Source organism: Micromonospora sp. WMMD1155, from assembly GCF_029581275.1.
Lineage (GTDB): Bacteria > Actinomycetota > Actinomycetes > Mycobacteriales > Micromonosporaceae > Micromonospora.
Window position 1 is genome coordinate 2,588,210 of the sequence record NZ_CP120742.1, and the last position, 13,593, is coordinate 2,601,802.

General features: G+C 69.9%; 14 protein-coding genes and 1 tRNA gene. 6 read left to right on the plus strand and 9 right to left on the minus strand.

The window, feature by feature from the left end; translation table 11 throughout:
* Genes O7617_RS11670 through O7617_RS11690 form a run of 5 tightly spaced genes read right to left on the minus strand, consistent with a single transcriptional unit; the run spans position 1 to position 5,770 of the window.
* A complete protein-coding gene (locus O7617_RS11670) occupies positions 1 to 1,506 on the minus strand; it encodes a penicillin-binding protein 2 (RefSeq protein ID WP_282263446.1) in 1,506 nt (501 codons plus the stop codon).
* Entirely contained in the window at positions 1,503 to 2,993 is a 1,491-nt protein-coding gene (locus O7617_RS11675; RefSeq protein ID WP_282263447.1) for an FtsW/RodA/SpoVE family cell cycle protein, read from the minus strand. Before O7617_RS11675 ends, O7617_RS11670 begins: the two co-directional genes overlap by 4 nt.
* 30 nt (positions 2,994 to 3,023) lie before the next feature.
* Positions 3,024 to 4,493: a protein phosphatase 2C domain-containing protein gene (locus O7617_RS11680; RefSeq protein WP_282263449.1), complete on the minus strand. Its 1,470-nt coding sequence runs from the start codon at positions 4,491 to 4,493 to the stop codon at positions 3,024 to 3,026.
* Complete coding sequence (locus O7617_RS11685; RefSeq protein ID WP_088986981.1) at positions 4,490 to 4,975, minus strand: FHA domain-containing protein; 486 nt, start codon at positions 4,973 to 4,975, stop codon at positions 4,490 to 4,492. The genes O7617_RS11680 and O7617_RS11685 overlap by 4 nt, the downstream gene beginning before the upstream one ends.
* Positions 4,976 to 4,981: 6 nt before the next feature.
* Positions 4,982 to 5,770 (minus strand): DUF3662 and FHA domain-containing protein, encoded by a 789-nt coding sequence (locus O7617_RS11690; protein ID WP_007454122.1) that lies wholly within the window; start codon positions 5,768 to 5,770, stop codon positions 4,982 to 4,984.
* A gap of 207 nt (positions 5,771 to 5,977) precedes the next feature.
* On the opposite strand from O7617_RS11690, the gene O7617_RS11695 reads away from it, so the two are divergent.
* From O7617_RS11695 to O7617_RS11705, 3 genes are all read left to right on the plus strand, one after another.
* Positions 5,978 to 6,063, plus strand: a tRNA-Leu gene (locus O7617_RS11695).
* A 64-nt stretch (positions 6,064 to 6,127) separates the two neighbouring features.
* Positions 6,128 to 7,243: an NAD-dependent epimerase/dehydratase family protein gene (locus tag O7617_RS11700; RefSeq protein ID WP_282263454.1), complete on the plus strand. Its 1,116-nt coding sequence runs from the start codon at positions 6,128 to 6,130 to the stop codon at positions 7,241 to 7,243.
* On the plus strand, positions 7,225 to 8,049 hold the full coding sequence (locus O7617_RS11705; protein ID WP_282263455.1) for a WecB/TagA/CpsF family glycosyltransferase: 825 nt from the start codon (positions 7,225 to 7,227) through the stop codon (positions 8,047 to 8,049). The genes O7617_RS11700 and O7617_RS11705 overlap by 19 nt, the downstream gene beginning before the upstream one ends.
* A 60-nt stretch (positions 8,050 to 8,109) precedes the next feature.
* Here the strand turns inward: O7617_RS11705 and O7617_RS11710 are convergent, their stop codons facing one another.
* Positions 8,110 to 9,669 (minus strand): S8 family serine peptidase, encoded by a 1,560-nt coding sequence (locus O7617_RS11710; RefSeq protein WP_282263456.1) that lies wholly within the window; start codon positions 9,667 to 9,669, stop codon positions 8,110 to 8,112.
* A 215-nt stretch (positions 9,670 to 9,884) separates the two neighbouring features.
* Between O7617_RS11710 and O7617_RS11715 the strand changes: the two genes are divergently transcribed.
* The gene (locus O7617_RS11715; RefSeq protein WP_282263457.1) at positions 9,885 to 10,484 is read left to right on the plus strand and encodes a hypothetical protein; all 600 of its coding nucleotides are present in this window, start codon (positions 9,885 to 9,887) and stop codon (positions 10,482 to 10,484) included.
* Here O7617_RS11715 and O7617_RS11720 read toward each other — a convergent pair.
* From O7617_RS11720 to O7617_RS11730, 3 genes are all read right to left on the minus strand, one after another.
* Positions 10,452 to 10,850 (minus strand): hypothetical protein, encoded by a 399-nt coding sequence (locus O7617_RS11720; RefSeq protein ID WP_282263459.1) that lies wholly within the window; start codon positions 10,848 to 10,850, stop codon positions 10,452 to 10,454. The genes O7617_RS11715 and O7617_RS11720 overlap by 33 nt on opposite strands.
* 198 nt (positions 10,851 to 11,048) lie before the next feature.
* Entirely contained in the window at positions 11,049 to 11,270 is a 222-nt protein-coding gene (locus O7617_RS11725) for a DUF397 domain-containing protein (RefSeq protein WP_278136761.1), read from the minus strand.
* On the minus strand, positions 11,240 to 12,121 hold the full coding sequence (locus O7617_RS11730; RefSeq protein WP_030487606.1) for a helix-turn-helix transcriptional regulator: 882 nt from the start codon (positions 12,119 to 12,121) through the stop codon (positions 11,240 to 11,242). Before O7617_RS11730 ends, O7617_RS11725 begins: the two co-directional genes overlap by 31 nt.
* A gap of 624 nt (positions 12,122 to 12,745) precedes the next feature.
* Between O7617_RS11730 and O7617_RS11735 the strand changes: the two genes are divergently transcribed.
* Entirely contained in the window at positions 12,746 to 13,030 is a 285-nt protein-coding gene (locus O7617_RS11735; protein WP_282263462.1) for a hypothetical protein, read from the plus strand.
* Between the two features lie 98 nt (positions 13,031 to 13,128).
* A complete protein-coding gene (locus O7617_RS11740; protein ID WP_282263464.1) occupies positions 13,129 to 13,590 on the plus strand; it encodes a hypothetical protein in 462 nt (153 codons plus the stop codon).
* Positions 13,591 to 13,593 lie beyond the last annotated feature (3 nt).

A 13,593-nucleotide genomic window follows, 5' to 3' on the forward strand; every position in this document is an offset into this window, starting at 1 on the left:
TCAGCGACCCCCAGGGTCGGTGATGGCGGCGCGCATGATCTGACCGGCGATCCGGGCCGCCTCGGCGCTGCCCTTCGAGCCGGCCTGTTCGAGCATCACGCAGACGGCGGAGACCGCGTTGCCGTTCTTGTCCAGCGCGAAGCCGATGAACCAGCCGTGGTCGGGTCGGTCCGGGGCGGACTGCGCGGTGCCCGTCTTGCCACCGACCGTGTAACCGCTGATCGCGGCCTTCCGGCCGGTGCCCTTCTGGACCACGCTGACCATCATGTCCCGCAGGTCGGTGGCGACCTGTGGGCTGACCGGCTGACGCAGCTCCCGACCGTTGGCGGTGTAGTAGCTGGTGGTCCGGTCCGGGGCGAGCAACTGCCGGACCAGGTACGGCCGCATCTGCTTGCCACCGTGCGCGATCGATCCGGCGATCATGGCACCTTCGAGCGGCGTCATCCGGACGTTGTTCTGACCGATCGAGGACTGGGCCAGTGCCGCCGGGTCCGTGCTGCCGTCCGGGTTCTGCATGTCCCCGGTCCGACTGGCCGCCGTGGGCAGACCGTCCTCGCCGAGCTGACCGACGGTGAGGTCCTCCTGCTCGAAGCCGAACTGCTGGGCCTTCTCCTTGAGGGTCTCGGCACCGAGCTGCACACCGAGCTGGGCGAAGCCGGTGTTGCACGACTCGGTGACCGCCTCCAGCAGGGTGACCTTCGCCTCGGGGCAGATCGACGGGGCGGCGTTCCGGATCGGGGTGCCGGAGGTGGGCGGGGTGTAGCTGGAACCGGCCGGGATCTGCGTCGTCTTGGTGACGCCGTTCTCCAGTGCCGCGGCGGCCACGACGATCTTGAAGGTGGAGCCCGGTGGCAGCGTCTCGGAGAGCGCCCGGTTCTTCAGCGGTTCACCCGGGTCCTTCTCCAGCTTGTTGTACGCCGCCGTCGCCTCGTTGCTGTCGTGGCTGGCCAGCGGGTTCGGGTCGAAGCTGGGCATGGACACCAACGCCTGCACCGCCCCGCTACGCGGGTCGATGGCGATGGCCGCGCCCTTCTGCGCCCCCACCTCGTTGTTGCTCAGCTGGTCGTACGCCACGTCCTGGGCCCGCTTCGAGAGCGTGAGCAACACGTTGCCGCCACCGCTGTCGTCCCCGGTGAACATGTCCTTCAACCGGTCGCCGAGCAACTGGTCGCTGTTGCCGGCCAGGAAGTCGTCCTCCGCCCGCTCGATGCCCTGGTCAGCCAGGTTGACCGGCTTGTAACCGAGCACGTGCGCGTACTTGGCGCCGCCCGGGTAGGTGCGCAGGAACTTGAGGTTGCCGTTGGTCTCCTTGCTGGTGGCCAGCGCCGTGCCGCCCGCCTCGATGTTGCCCCGCTTGCGCTTGTAGTCGGCGACCTGGACCCGACCGTTGTAGTCACTGGTGCGGTACTCGTCGGCCTTCTGGAACTGGACCCAGTTGAGGTTGGCGAAGAGCAGGCCGAACAGGACCATGACGACGACGCCGACCCGGCGCAGTGGTGCGTTCACGGCTTGATCACCTCCGTGGGAGCGCCGTGAATCTGCTCCGGCGGGCCGCCGGCCGGCCGGGCAGCCTTGGCGGCACCAGCTCCCAGTGGCCGGCGGGCTCCGTCGGAGACCCGCAACAGCACCGCGATGAGCAGCCAGTTCGCCATCAGCGACGAGCCACCGGCGGACAGGAACGGGGTGGTCTGACCGGTCAGCGGGATGAGCTTGCTGATGCCGCCGACGATCACGAAGACCTGCAGGCCGAGGGTGAACGCGAGACCACCCGCGAGGAGCTTGCCGAACGAGTCCCGTACCGCGAGCGCGGCCCGCAGCCCTCGCTCCACGATCAGCAGGTAGACGACGAGCAGTGCGGAGAGACCGAAGAGGCCGAGTTCCTCACCGAGGCCGGCGAAGATGAAGTCGTTCTGCACCTCGGGGAGGATGTCCGGCTGGCCGCCACCCGGCCCCGCGCCGAACAGCCCGCCGGTGCCCAGGGCGAGCAGCCCCTGGACCAACTGGTAACCCTTGTCGGTCGGGTCGGCGAACGGGTCCAGCCAGATCTCGGCCCGCAGGTAGAAGTTCGCGAACGGCCCGCCGACCGTCGAACCGAGGACGTACGCGAGGTAGGCGCCGCCGAAGAAGAGGACCAGACCGATCAGCAGCCAACTGACCCGTTCGGTGGCGATGTAGAGCGTCACCACGAACATGCCGAAGTAGAGCAGCGAGGTGCCCAGGTCCTTCTCGAACACGAGCACCAGGAGGCTGACCAACCAGACGCCGACCACCGGGCCGAGGTCCCGTCCGCGCGGGAAGTCGATGCCGAGGAAACGCCGACTGGCCAGCGACAGCACCTCGCGCTTGCGGACCAGGTAGTAGGCGAAGAAGACCAGCAGCGCCAACTTCGCGAACTCACCCGGCTGGATGGAGAAGCTGCCCACCCGGATCCACAGCTTCGCGCCGTTGATCTCGGAGATGCTCGACGGCAGGACCGCCGGGAGCATCACCAGCACGATGCCGGCCAACCCCAGGGTGTACGCGTACCGGGAGATCGACCGGTGGTCACGCATGAGGGCGAGCAGGCCGGCGGCGAGGATCACCGAGACGAGCGTCCACGCCAACTGCCGCCCACCGATCCCGGCGAAGATCGCCAGGTTCTCCCGGTCGGCGACCGGGGCCTCGCCCAGGTCGATCCGGCGTAGGAAACCCACGCCGAGCCCGTTGAGCAGGGCCACCGCCGGCAGTAGCGCCGGGTCGGCGAACGGGGCGAGGAACCGGATGACCAGGTGCAGGCCCAGGAAGACCGCGCCGAGCGCGGCGGCGGGCATCCAGAAGTCCGCCGTGACGGTGTCCAGCAGGTTCGCCTCGACGGTCGCCCCGTACGCGGCCACCAGCACCATCGCGAGCAGCAGTAGGGACAGTTCGGCGTTGCGGCGCGACCGCGCCAGGCGTACGCCGGACTGCTCGCCCGCGGTGGCGGGCGAGGGTGCCGGTGTGGCCGCTACGGTCACGGGTGGAGTCCTCGGTGTCTCAGCCGACGCTCACTCAGGAGACCGGCAACCGGCCGGGTCGAGCGCCGGCGTGGCCGAGTCGGAGGGCGTGACGTCGGGTGTGGTGGTTGTGCCGGTCGCGCCGACGGCGTCGGTGGCACCGACGGTCGGGCTTGCGCTGACGACCCCGTTGGGGGTCGCCGACGGGTCGGCACTCGGGCTGCCGTTCGGAGTCGGCGTCGTGACGGCCTGCGGGGGCGACGGGGTGCCGCCGACCGGGCCGGTCGGGTCGAGCGGGCAGAGCGGCTTCAGGTTGGGATTGCTCGGGGTGTCACTGGTCAGCTCGGCGAGCTGCCGCTCGGCGTCCGGCTCGTTCTTGGCCCGGATGCCGACCTTGACAGTGTCCTGAGCGGCGACCGTGAGGTCGTCCAGTCGGGTGCCGCTGCGCCGGTGCACGGTGGAGAGGTCCATCCCGGCGATCTGACCCTGGACACCACGGAAGACGGCTACCTGCCCCTCCTCGGTGGCACCCACGTAGTACTGCCGCTGGGTGTATGTCCAGCCGCCGAAGCCCGCGCCACCGACGATGACCAGCAGGGCCAGCGCCATGGCGGCGGTCCGCACCGGGCGGCGCTTCGGCCGGTCCGGTTCGTCGTCGGAGGCGGCCGGCTCCTCAGGGGCGGGTGGGCGCGGCGCGGAGAGCGCCGAGGCCCGGGCGGCCGGCGTCGAGTCGTCGGCGGAGGTCGCCATGCCCCGGTCGCGGGCGGCGGCGCCGCCGACGATCGGGGTCGCCTCGACGATGTCCTGGTCGGTCGCGTCGGCGATGATCACCGTGATGTTGTCCGGCCCGCCACCGCGAAGCGCGAGCTGCACCAGCCGCTCGACGCACTGCTGCGGGTCGGCGTACTCCCGCAGGGTCTCGCCGATGGTCTCGGCGCTGACCACGCCCGAGAGGCCGTCGCTACAGATCAGGTAGCGGTCGCCGGGCAGGACCTGACGCACCGAGTACTCCGGGTCGATGTCCCGACCGTCCAGGGCGCGGGTGAGCAGCGACCGCTGCGGGTGGCTACTCGCCTCCTCGGCGCTGATCCGACCTTCGTCGACGAGCATCTGGACGTACGTGTCGTCCTTGGTGATCTGCGCGAACTCGCCGTTGCGCAGCAGGTAGGCCCGCGAGTCACCGATGTGGACCATGCCCAGCTTGCTGCCGGTGAAGAGCGTCGCCGTCAGCGTGGTGCCCATCCCCTCCAGCTGTGGGTTGGCGTCCACGGTGTCGCGGAGCTGTTGGTTGGCGGTGCCCACTGCCGAACGCAACGCATCGACGAGAGCGTCCCCTGGGACGTCCTCGTCGAGCGGCGCCATGGCACCGATGACGATGTTGCTGGCGACGTCACCGGCGGCCATGCCGCCCATGCCGTCGGCAACGGCAAGTAGCCGCGGCCCGGCGTAGACGGAGTCTTGATTGCCGTCACGGATCAGACCGCGGTCGCTGTGGGCCGCATAGCGCAGGGTCAGAGTCATGGCCGTAATTCGAGGGAAGTGCGGCCGATCCGGATCGGCACGCCGAGGGGGACGGGGGTTGGTCCGGTGACCTTAGCGCGATCGAGGTACGTCCCGTTAGTCGAGCCGAGGTCCTCGACGTACCACTGCCCGTCACGCGGCACGAGTCGGGCGTGTCGCGCGGAGGCGTAGTCGTCGGTGATGACCAGGGTGGAGTCCTCGGCTCGACCGATGGTGATCTGCGCTTCACCAAGAGTGATCCTGGTGCCGGCCAGCTGACCGGCGGTCACCACCAGCTGGTGTGCCGCCCTGCCCCGTTTCACCTTCGCCGGCTTCGCCGCCTGCCCGGTCGAGGCCCCCACCGCGCGTGGCGCGGCCACCAGACGACCGGACCGGGCGCCCGCGAAGAGATCGCGGCGGATCACACCGACCACCGTGAACACGAAGATCCACAGCAGGATCAGGAAACCGAACCGGGCAACGGTGATGACCAGTTCCGGCAAGGCGGATCAGCCGTCCACGCGGAAGGTCAGCGTCGTCGTCCCGAGCTGGACCATGTCACCGGGGTTCAGCGCGACGGCGGAGACCCGCTGCCCGTTGACCATGGTGCCGTTGGTCGAGCCCAGGTCGGTCAGCACGACCTGGCCCCCGTCGAAATCCAGCCGGGCGTGTCGCCGGGAGATGCCGACGTCGGGCAGACGCAGGTTGGCCTGGTCGCCGCGACCGATCACCGTGGACCCCATCTGGAGCGGGTAGGTGCGGCCGTCGCCGGAGACCAGCCGCACGTTGCGACCGCCACCGTGCCCCGGCGGCGGGCCGTAGCCGCCGCCCTGGTCGTACGCGGGGTAGGCGGGCGGGCCGGCGTCGTAGCCGGGTGCCGACACCGGGGCGACCTCGCCGCCGGTGTAGACCTCGGCCGTGACCCGGAACATGCCCGTGTCCAGGCCCTCACCTCGCTCGATCTCGACGATCACGTCGCCGTAGACCGTCCACGCCTGCTCGCCGATGAACTCCGCCTGCGACTGGGCCAACTCCTGGGCCAGCGCGGCGGCGTACGGCGCCAGCCGACTGTGGTCGAACGGCGAGAGATCGATCACGTAGCGGTTGGGCACCAACGTGCGCCCACCGGCCAGGATCGCCTTGTGCGCCTCGGCCTCCCGCTGCATGGCGTTGAGGATCTCCACGGGGTGGACCACCCCTTTGAAGACCTTGGCGAAGGCCCCTTCGACCAGGCCTTCCAGACGCTTCTCGAAGCGTTGCAGCACGCTCACCGGCTCCTCCTCGGGTCCCGAGGACATGATGGTATCCGGCCGGCGCGCGCGCAGCTCACACGCCGCTCGGCCGGCTGCTCCCGGCCCGTTCGGAAGGGCCGGGACCGTCGTGCTAATCTTTCGTCCGCCACGAACGGTAACCGGTCGTGGCGAGCGCCAGGGACAGCGTAGTATTCCCGAGGCCCGTTGGAGACAGCGGGACCGGGGCGGCTACAGTGTTCCGGGTCGTGCCACGGGGATGTGGCGGAATGGCAGACGCGCACGGTTCAGGTCCGTGTGCCCGAAAGGGCGTGGGGGTTCAACTCCCCCCATCCCCACCACAGACGAGGGCTCCGCTTGATGCGGGGCCCTTCCGTCATATCGGGACGTGCCGGACGTCACGCTATGCTGCGATGGATTCTGCCTCCGATGGACCGGGAGTGGCGTGTGAGTGTCGCGTTGGTGACAGGGTCGGGTGGCCTGATCGGCTCCGAGGCGGTCCGGCACTTCGCCGGCCTCGGCCTGGACGTGGTCGGCATCGACAACGACATGCGCCGGTACTTCTTCGGCGAGGACGGCTCCACCTCGTGGAGCCTGGAACGGCTCGGCCGTGACCTGGGTAACGCCTACACGCACTTCGCGGTGGACATCCGGGACCGGGACGGCCTGGAGCAGGTGTTCAAGAAGTACGGCTCGGACATCGCCGTGGTGATCCACAGCGCCGCGCAGCCGAGTCACGACTGGGCGGCCAAGGAGCCGTACACGGACTTCGACGTGAACGCCGGCGGCACGCTCAACATGCTGGAGAACACCCGCCTGCACGCGATCGACGCGCCGTTCATCCACTGCTCGACAAACAAGGTCTACGGCGACCGGCCCAACAGTCTGCCGCTGGTCGAGCTGGAGACACGGTACGAGCTGCCCGAGGACCACCGCTGGTACGAGGGCATCACCGAAGAGATGTCGATCGACCACTCGCTGCACTCGATCTTCGGCGCCTCCAAGGTCGCCGCCGACGTGATGGTCCAGGAGTACGGGCGCTACTTCGACATGAAGACGGCCTGCTTCCGGGGCGGCACCCTGACCGGCCCGGCCCACTCCGCGGCCGAGTTGCACGGGTTCCTGGCCTACCTGATGCGCTGCGTGATGGAGGGCCGGACGTACAACCTGTTCGGCTACAAGGGCAAGATGGTCCGTGACGCGATCCACTCCCGCGACGTGCTGACCGCGTTCGAGGCGTTCTTCCGGGCTCCGCGGTCCGCGGAGGTCTACAACCTCGGCGGCGGTCGACACTCCAACACCTCCCACATCGAGGCGTTCCGGATCGCCGAGGAGATCACCGGTCGCGAGGCGCGGATCAACTACGTCGAGCAGAACCGCACCGGCGACCACCAGTGGTACGTCAGCAGCATGGCCCGGTTCGAGGCGCAGTACCCGGACTGGAAGATCACCTACGACGTGCCGATGATCCTGCGGGAGATCTACGAGGCCAACGTGGACAAGTGGGTTCCCCAGTCGTGACCACGCCACGGACCAAACGCAATGTGCTCGGCGTCCTGGTCGACGCCACCGACTACGCCACGGCGACCGACGCGGTGGTGACCGCGGCGCACGAGCGTCGTCCGCTCGCACTGACCGCGTTGGCCGTACACGGTGTGATGACCGGGGTGCTGGACCCGGCGCACAACGCGCGGCTCAACTCCTTCGACGTGGTCACCCCGGACGGGCAGCCGGTGCGGTGGGCACTCAACCTGCTGCACGGCGCCGGGCTGACCGACCGGGTCTACGGGCCGACGCTGACCCTGCACGTGCTGTCGCGTTTCGCCGACGAAGGTCTGCCGGTCTACCTGTACGGCTCCACCGAGGAGACCCTCGCCAGGTTGATCCCGGCCCTGGAGCGGATGTTCCCCGCCCTGAAGATCGCCGGGGTGGAGCCCTCCAAGTTCCGCGCCGTCGAGCCCGGCGAGGACGCCGAGATCGCCGACCGGATCCGGTCCAGCGGCGCCCGGCTCGTCCTGGTCGGGCTCGGCTGCCCCCGCCAGGAGGTCTTCGCGTACGCCATGCGTCCGCTGCTCGACATGCCGCTGATGGCGGTCGGCGCGGCCTTCGACTACCACGCCGGGCTGCTCCGCAAGCCTCCACCGTGGATGCAGCGCGCCGGCCTGGAGTGGTTCTGGCGGCTCGGGCTGGAGCCGAAGAGGCTCTGGCGTCGCTACGTCATCCTGAACCCGGCCTACCTGAGCCGGCTGGCCGCTCAGAAGATCGGCCTGTGGAAGGCCCGGCCGCCGGCGCCGGCCCACGACCGGCCGGCCACCTTCTCGGTCTGACCCTGTACGCCACGAGGCCCCACCCGGACGTCCGGGTGGGGCCTCGGTCGTGGGAGACCGTCAGACGGTCAGGGTCCAGGTGTTGATGTAGCCGGTGTCGACCGAGTAGACGTCGCGAGCCTGAAGGCGCCAGGTGCCGTCGGCGGCCTCACCGGACACGTTGACCGTGTACGTGGTGTTCACGTTGTCGGCGCTGTCCGAGCTGCTGCTGTTCTTCAGCCGGTAGGAGCTGCCGTCCGGGGCGAGCAGGTCGACGACCAGGTCACCGCGGTAGGTGTGCACGATGTTCACCGCCACCGTGGAGGCCGACGAGGCGTTGCGGCCACAGCCGGAGATGGTGATCGAGCTGGTCACCGCCGAGCCGGCGTCCGGAATCGAGACGTCGGTGCCGTTGGTGCCGGTGCAGCCGGTGGGCGGCGGTGGGGTGGTGCCGCCGCTGCCCACGTAGAGCAGCAGGTTCGGCGAGCCCGAGCCGGGGTTCGACACCACGTTCGGGGTCGCGTTGGACACCAGTTGGTTACGCACCTGAGCCGGGGTCCAGCTCGGGTTGGCGCTCGCCACCAGGGCCGCCGCCCCGACCACGTGCGGGGTGGCCATCGAGGTGCCGCTGATCGTGTTGGTCGCGGTGTTGCTCGTGTACCAGGCCGAGGTGATCGACGAGCCGGGCGCGAAGAGGTCCAGGCAGGTGCCGATGTTGGAGAACGACGAGCGGGCGTCCGTGCTGGTCGTCGAGCCGACCGTGATCCCCTCGGTGGTACGGGCCGGCGAGGTGTTGCACGCGTTCGCGCCGTAGTCGTTGCCGGCCGCCAGGCCGTATGTCACGCCCGAGGCGATCGAGTTGCGGACGGCGTTGTCCAGCGAGCTGTTCGCCCCGCCGCCGAGGCTCATGTTCGCCACCGCCGGCTTGATCGCGTTCGCGGTCACCCAGTCGACACCGGCGATCACCCCGGCGTTGGTGCCGCTACCGGAGCAGTTCAGCACCCGGACGCCGACGAGTTGGACGCCCTTGGCCACTCCGTAGGCGGCTCCGCCGACGGTGCCGGCCACGTGGGTGCCGTGCCCGTTGCAGTCGTCGGCCGACCCGCCGTCGACCGCGTCGTAGCCGGAGGTGGCCCGACCGCCGAAGTCGTTGTGCGAGAACCGGATTCCGGTGTCGATGATGTAGGCGTGCACGTTGCTCGCCGTGTTCGGGTAGGTGTAGGAGCTGTCCAGCGGCAGGTTGCGCTGGTCGATCCGGTCGAGGCCCCAGGAGGGCGGGTTGGTCTGCGTGCCGAAGATCGAGACGGTGTGGTTCTGCTCGACGTACGCCACCGCCGGGTCGGCCGCGATCCGCGCCGCCGCGCTCGCGCTCACCTTCACCTCGAAGCCGCGCAGCGCCGCGCCGTAGGTGCGGGCCACCGTGCCGCCGTGGCGGCCGGAGAGCCGCTTCGCGGCGTCGCCGACCTTGTCCCGGGCGACGGCGCTGTCCTTGAGTACGACGATGTAGCTGTCCGGAACGGCGGTGGCGCCGCCCGCGGCCCGCACCACACCGACGGGTTCGGCGGCCAGGGCCGGGGTGCCGACGGCCAACACCGTCGCCGTGGCCACCCCGATCAGTACGGACCTTCGTGGAAGACCCATCTCCTACCTCCCTCTGACCGGCGACGGAACGTGACGCCGGTCCCAAAATCAATCGACGTACGCCGATCAAGCTGAGGGTAGGTCAGCCGTCGGGCACTTGAACATGTCGAAACGGCCATACCTTCGGGTGATGACCCCCTACGGGCCCGACGTCCGGGGCGAACAGGGGACAGGCCCGGATTCGCCGGACGTCGATCCGGGAAAGACTCTCGAACATGGAGAGTCAGCTCACCATCCTGTTCCCGGTCGCCGCCGTCTGGTTGGCCGCCGGCGTCGTTGCCGACGGCCTTCCTCGTCTCCGCAACACCCGTGCGCTCCGCCGACGTACCGGATGGTTGCTGGTTCTGACCCTCACCGGGCTGGCGCTCACCGCTGCCGTGCTCGGCGGCGGTCTGCTCAGCGCCGGCTCCGCCCCGGTCGACCGGGCCGCCGCCGGGCTCACCCTGGCCGTCGGTCCGGCGCTCGTGGCGTCGGTCTGCTCGGTACGGCGGATCCGCCGACTGTGGGCCGGATCGGGCGCCTTCGCCAACGCTCCCGCCACGCCCGCGCCGCACGGGCTGCGTGCCGCCGCGGCCCACCCGCTCGTCGGGCTGCCTCTCCAGGTGGCCGCCCTGGCCACGCTGCCGGCGGTGATCGCGGCGATCGGCACCGACCTCGGGGCCGACCCCAGCGTCACCGGGCCCGCGATCACGGTGGGCGCTGTTGCGGTCGCCGCCATCGCGGTCCGGCACGCACTGCGCCACAGCCGCCTGGCCGAGCTGGCCCAGCCGGACGCCGCCCGGTCAACGCGGGCGGCTGGCCCCCTGCACGTATAGCAACTCCAGGATCGCCCTGGTCGCCTCGAACCAGCGGTCCAGCCAGTCCTGCGAGGGCAGGTTACCCTTCGGCGGCAACTCCATCAGCAGGCCACGCAGCAACGGGTGGTCGGCGAAGGACTCAGTGGGCTCCATCGGCCACCCGCTCGGCGGGAACGACGGCTCGATCAGCGGATTCGGGTCCAACGAGGGCAACGAGAGCGGCGGATCCGCCGACTCGGAGGCCGCCTCCCGCCCGCTCAACTCCTGGTCGGTCGAGACCACCTCGGTCAGTACGGTGTCCCGACGGGCCCCGCGATACTTGCCACCGAATCGCTCCGGCTTGGCCGGACCGCTGGTGAGGTTGTCTGAACCGATCGTCGTCATCCGTCTCGCCTACTCGCTCGGTTGCGGGTCGGTGCGGCGGGTCGTCGACCAGCGCCGTACCGACCGGTTCAACGAGACGGGCGCGATGTGGCGACGGGATTCCCCCCGGAACCTCACCGGCACCGCCGTTCACCGGCTAGCCGGAGACGGCGGAGCCCCCGCCCGGCGGTGCCGGACGGGGGCTCGTTGACCACTCACTCAGACCGCGCCGAACGCACCACCTCGGGTGCCGGCGACGAAGGCGTGCCAGTCACCCGGTGCGAAGACCAGGGCTGGGCCCGCCTTGTCCTTCGAGTCCCGCACTCCGACCGCCCCCGTCACGTACGCCACCTCCACGCAGTTGTCACAGTTCGGCCCGCTCTTCGAGCTCTTGAACCATGCTGCCTGCGTCAGGTCCACGGGGAACCCCTTGGTCGCCATTTCCACAACGGCTCCTCTGCCAGTTTTGCGATGTGTGCGACGGACTCCTCCGGACGTATGGCCGCAGCGCGGATGTGATCGAAGATGAAGCTGTACTTCTGCAGTTCGTCGCTCTTCTCGAGGAAGAGCCCACCCGTGGCGTTCTCCGCGTACACAACATCCGGATCACCGGGCTCAGGGAAGCTGAGGATCGTGAACGTGCCGTCCATGCCGGCGTGCGCACCCACCTCGAAGGGCAGGATCTGCAGCGTCACGTTCGGCAACTCGGCCACCTCGACCAACCGCTTGAGCTGGCCGCGCATCACCTCGTCCCCGCCCACCGGCCGACTCACCACCGCCTCATCGAGCACCACCCACAGATCGACCGGATCGTCCTGGGTCAATAACGACTGACGGCCCAGACGGACACGCACCCTTTGGTGCACCTGATCGGCGGTGAAGTCCGGCCGAGCGGCGCGGATCATGGCACCGGCGTACTCCTCGGTCTCCAGAAGGCCCGGCACGACCTGCTGTTCGTACGCCCGGATCGAACTCGCCGCCGCCTCCAGCCCGACGTACGCGCCGACGAGCACCGTGCTGTACGGATGCCACCAGCCCTTCTGGCGGGCCTCCCGGGCGATCTGCACGAGCTCGTCGCTCTCGGCACCGACGACGCCGTAGATCCGCAGCATGTCCCGCACGTCGCGTGGGGTGGCCGTGGTGTGCCCGGTCTCGATCCGGGACACCTTCGACGCCGAACACTCCAACTGCTCGGCGACCACCTCGATGGTGATTCCGGCGGACTCCCGCTGGCGGCGCAGCTCGGCACCGAGCCGCCGTCGTCTGATGGTCGGACTGCGCCGCTCACTCATGGCGCGACCCGGGAGTCAGTGGTCCCCGCCGCTGGCTGCTCGACCCCACTCGGGCTACCTCCGGTAAACGCGCCACTGGCCGACACCCGCCGGGGGCGCGACCGTCGACCGGCGGGCGTTCGCGACGATGGGGGTGGTGCCGGTCCTCGGCCGGCCGCGACGGGCGAAACCGGTCCCAGTGTGCCGTCCGTACGCGGATGGCTTCAATAGGCCGTTCGCGCGACACGCTCACGTATCGGCAAAACTCGACGTGCAACTTGCATGAAGCACGTCCCTGATGCACTCTGTCCGTATGGCACGGATCACTCAGCGTCTCCGTCCGCTCCCTCGGAGTGGTGACCCCACCGATCCGGGGAAGTCGGGCACGACGCGGGTCCGGCCGACGACACCGAGACCTGCTCCGGGGTGATGACCCCGCCGCTGCAAGCCGGCAAGCTGCGGCGGCGGGCGCGGTTCCCGGAAGCAGCCGGGTGGTGGTCGGGTGGCGGCACGTCACCAGCGGGTACGGCCCGACCACCACCATCCGCACCACCGGTTCACGAGGCACGACCCCGTCGCCGGCCGAGACGTCCCCCGTTCAGGCACCGCCGGCAGCCCGCCGGCCAACCCTCCCCAGGAGCCCATGTGCTTCCCCGCACCGGTGACGTACTGCACGTGACTCGCGCGGCGAGTGTCCAGTTCCTCAGGCCGATCAAGTTCCGGGTGATCCGGGTGCTCGACTGGCCCACCTATGACGGCTGGCTCTGGCTCGACGGCTACGAGTTGAACGCCGCGGGCGACGCGGTCAACCGACGATCGATCTTCGTCCAGCGGGAAGGGCTGCAACAACTGCAGGCCGCCCCCGAGCCCCGTCCGCACACCGTGCGGGCCCGACGACCGGTCTCCCGTACCCCGGTCCGGGTTGGCTGACCCGCTCGATCCGCCACCGGTGGGCGTGCCGTCGCCATAGAATTGGTACGCCCACCCCGGCACAGTTCCACCCGCACGTCCAGGACCCTGACCCTGGGATGGTCATGGTCAATCAGCCCGCCCTGCGGCGGCACCACCGCTCCCGTATCGCCTACGCATTCGGACTACTGGCCCTCCTCGGGGCGATGACCACGGTGCTGGTCCTCGTCCGGGACCCGGCGATGTCGTCCACCCGGCTGACCACGCCGGTGCCCGCACCGGAGATCACCGTGATCGACGCCGACCCCCCGTCGGGCGACGACCCGTCGGTGTACGACGAACCCGGCTGGATCGGCGCCGACGCTCCGGGCAACCACGCCGGGACCCTCGAGACGCCTGGGCCGGTGGCCGGCCACGGCGCCGGCGGCCAGTCCGACGGCCGTCAGGAGCTCACCGAGGCAGCTCCGGCCGGACACCCCGCTGACGACGTCCGCCGGTCCCTGTTCTGGTCCGGGATCTTCGGTCTCACCATCTCGCTGGCCGGCCTCGGCATGGTCGGTACCCGCCGACGGATGTGGTGACCG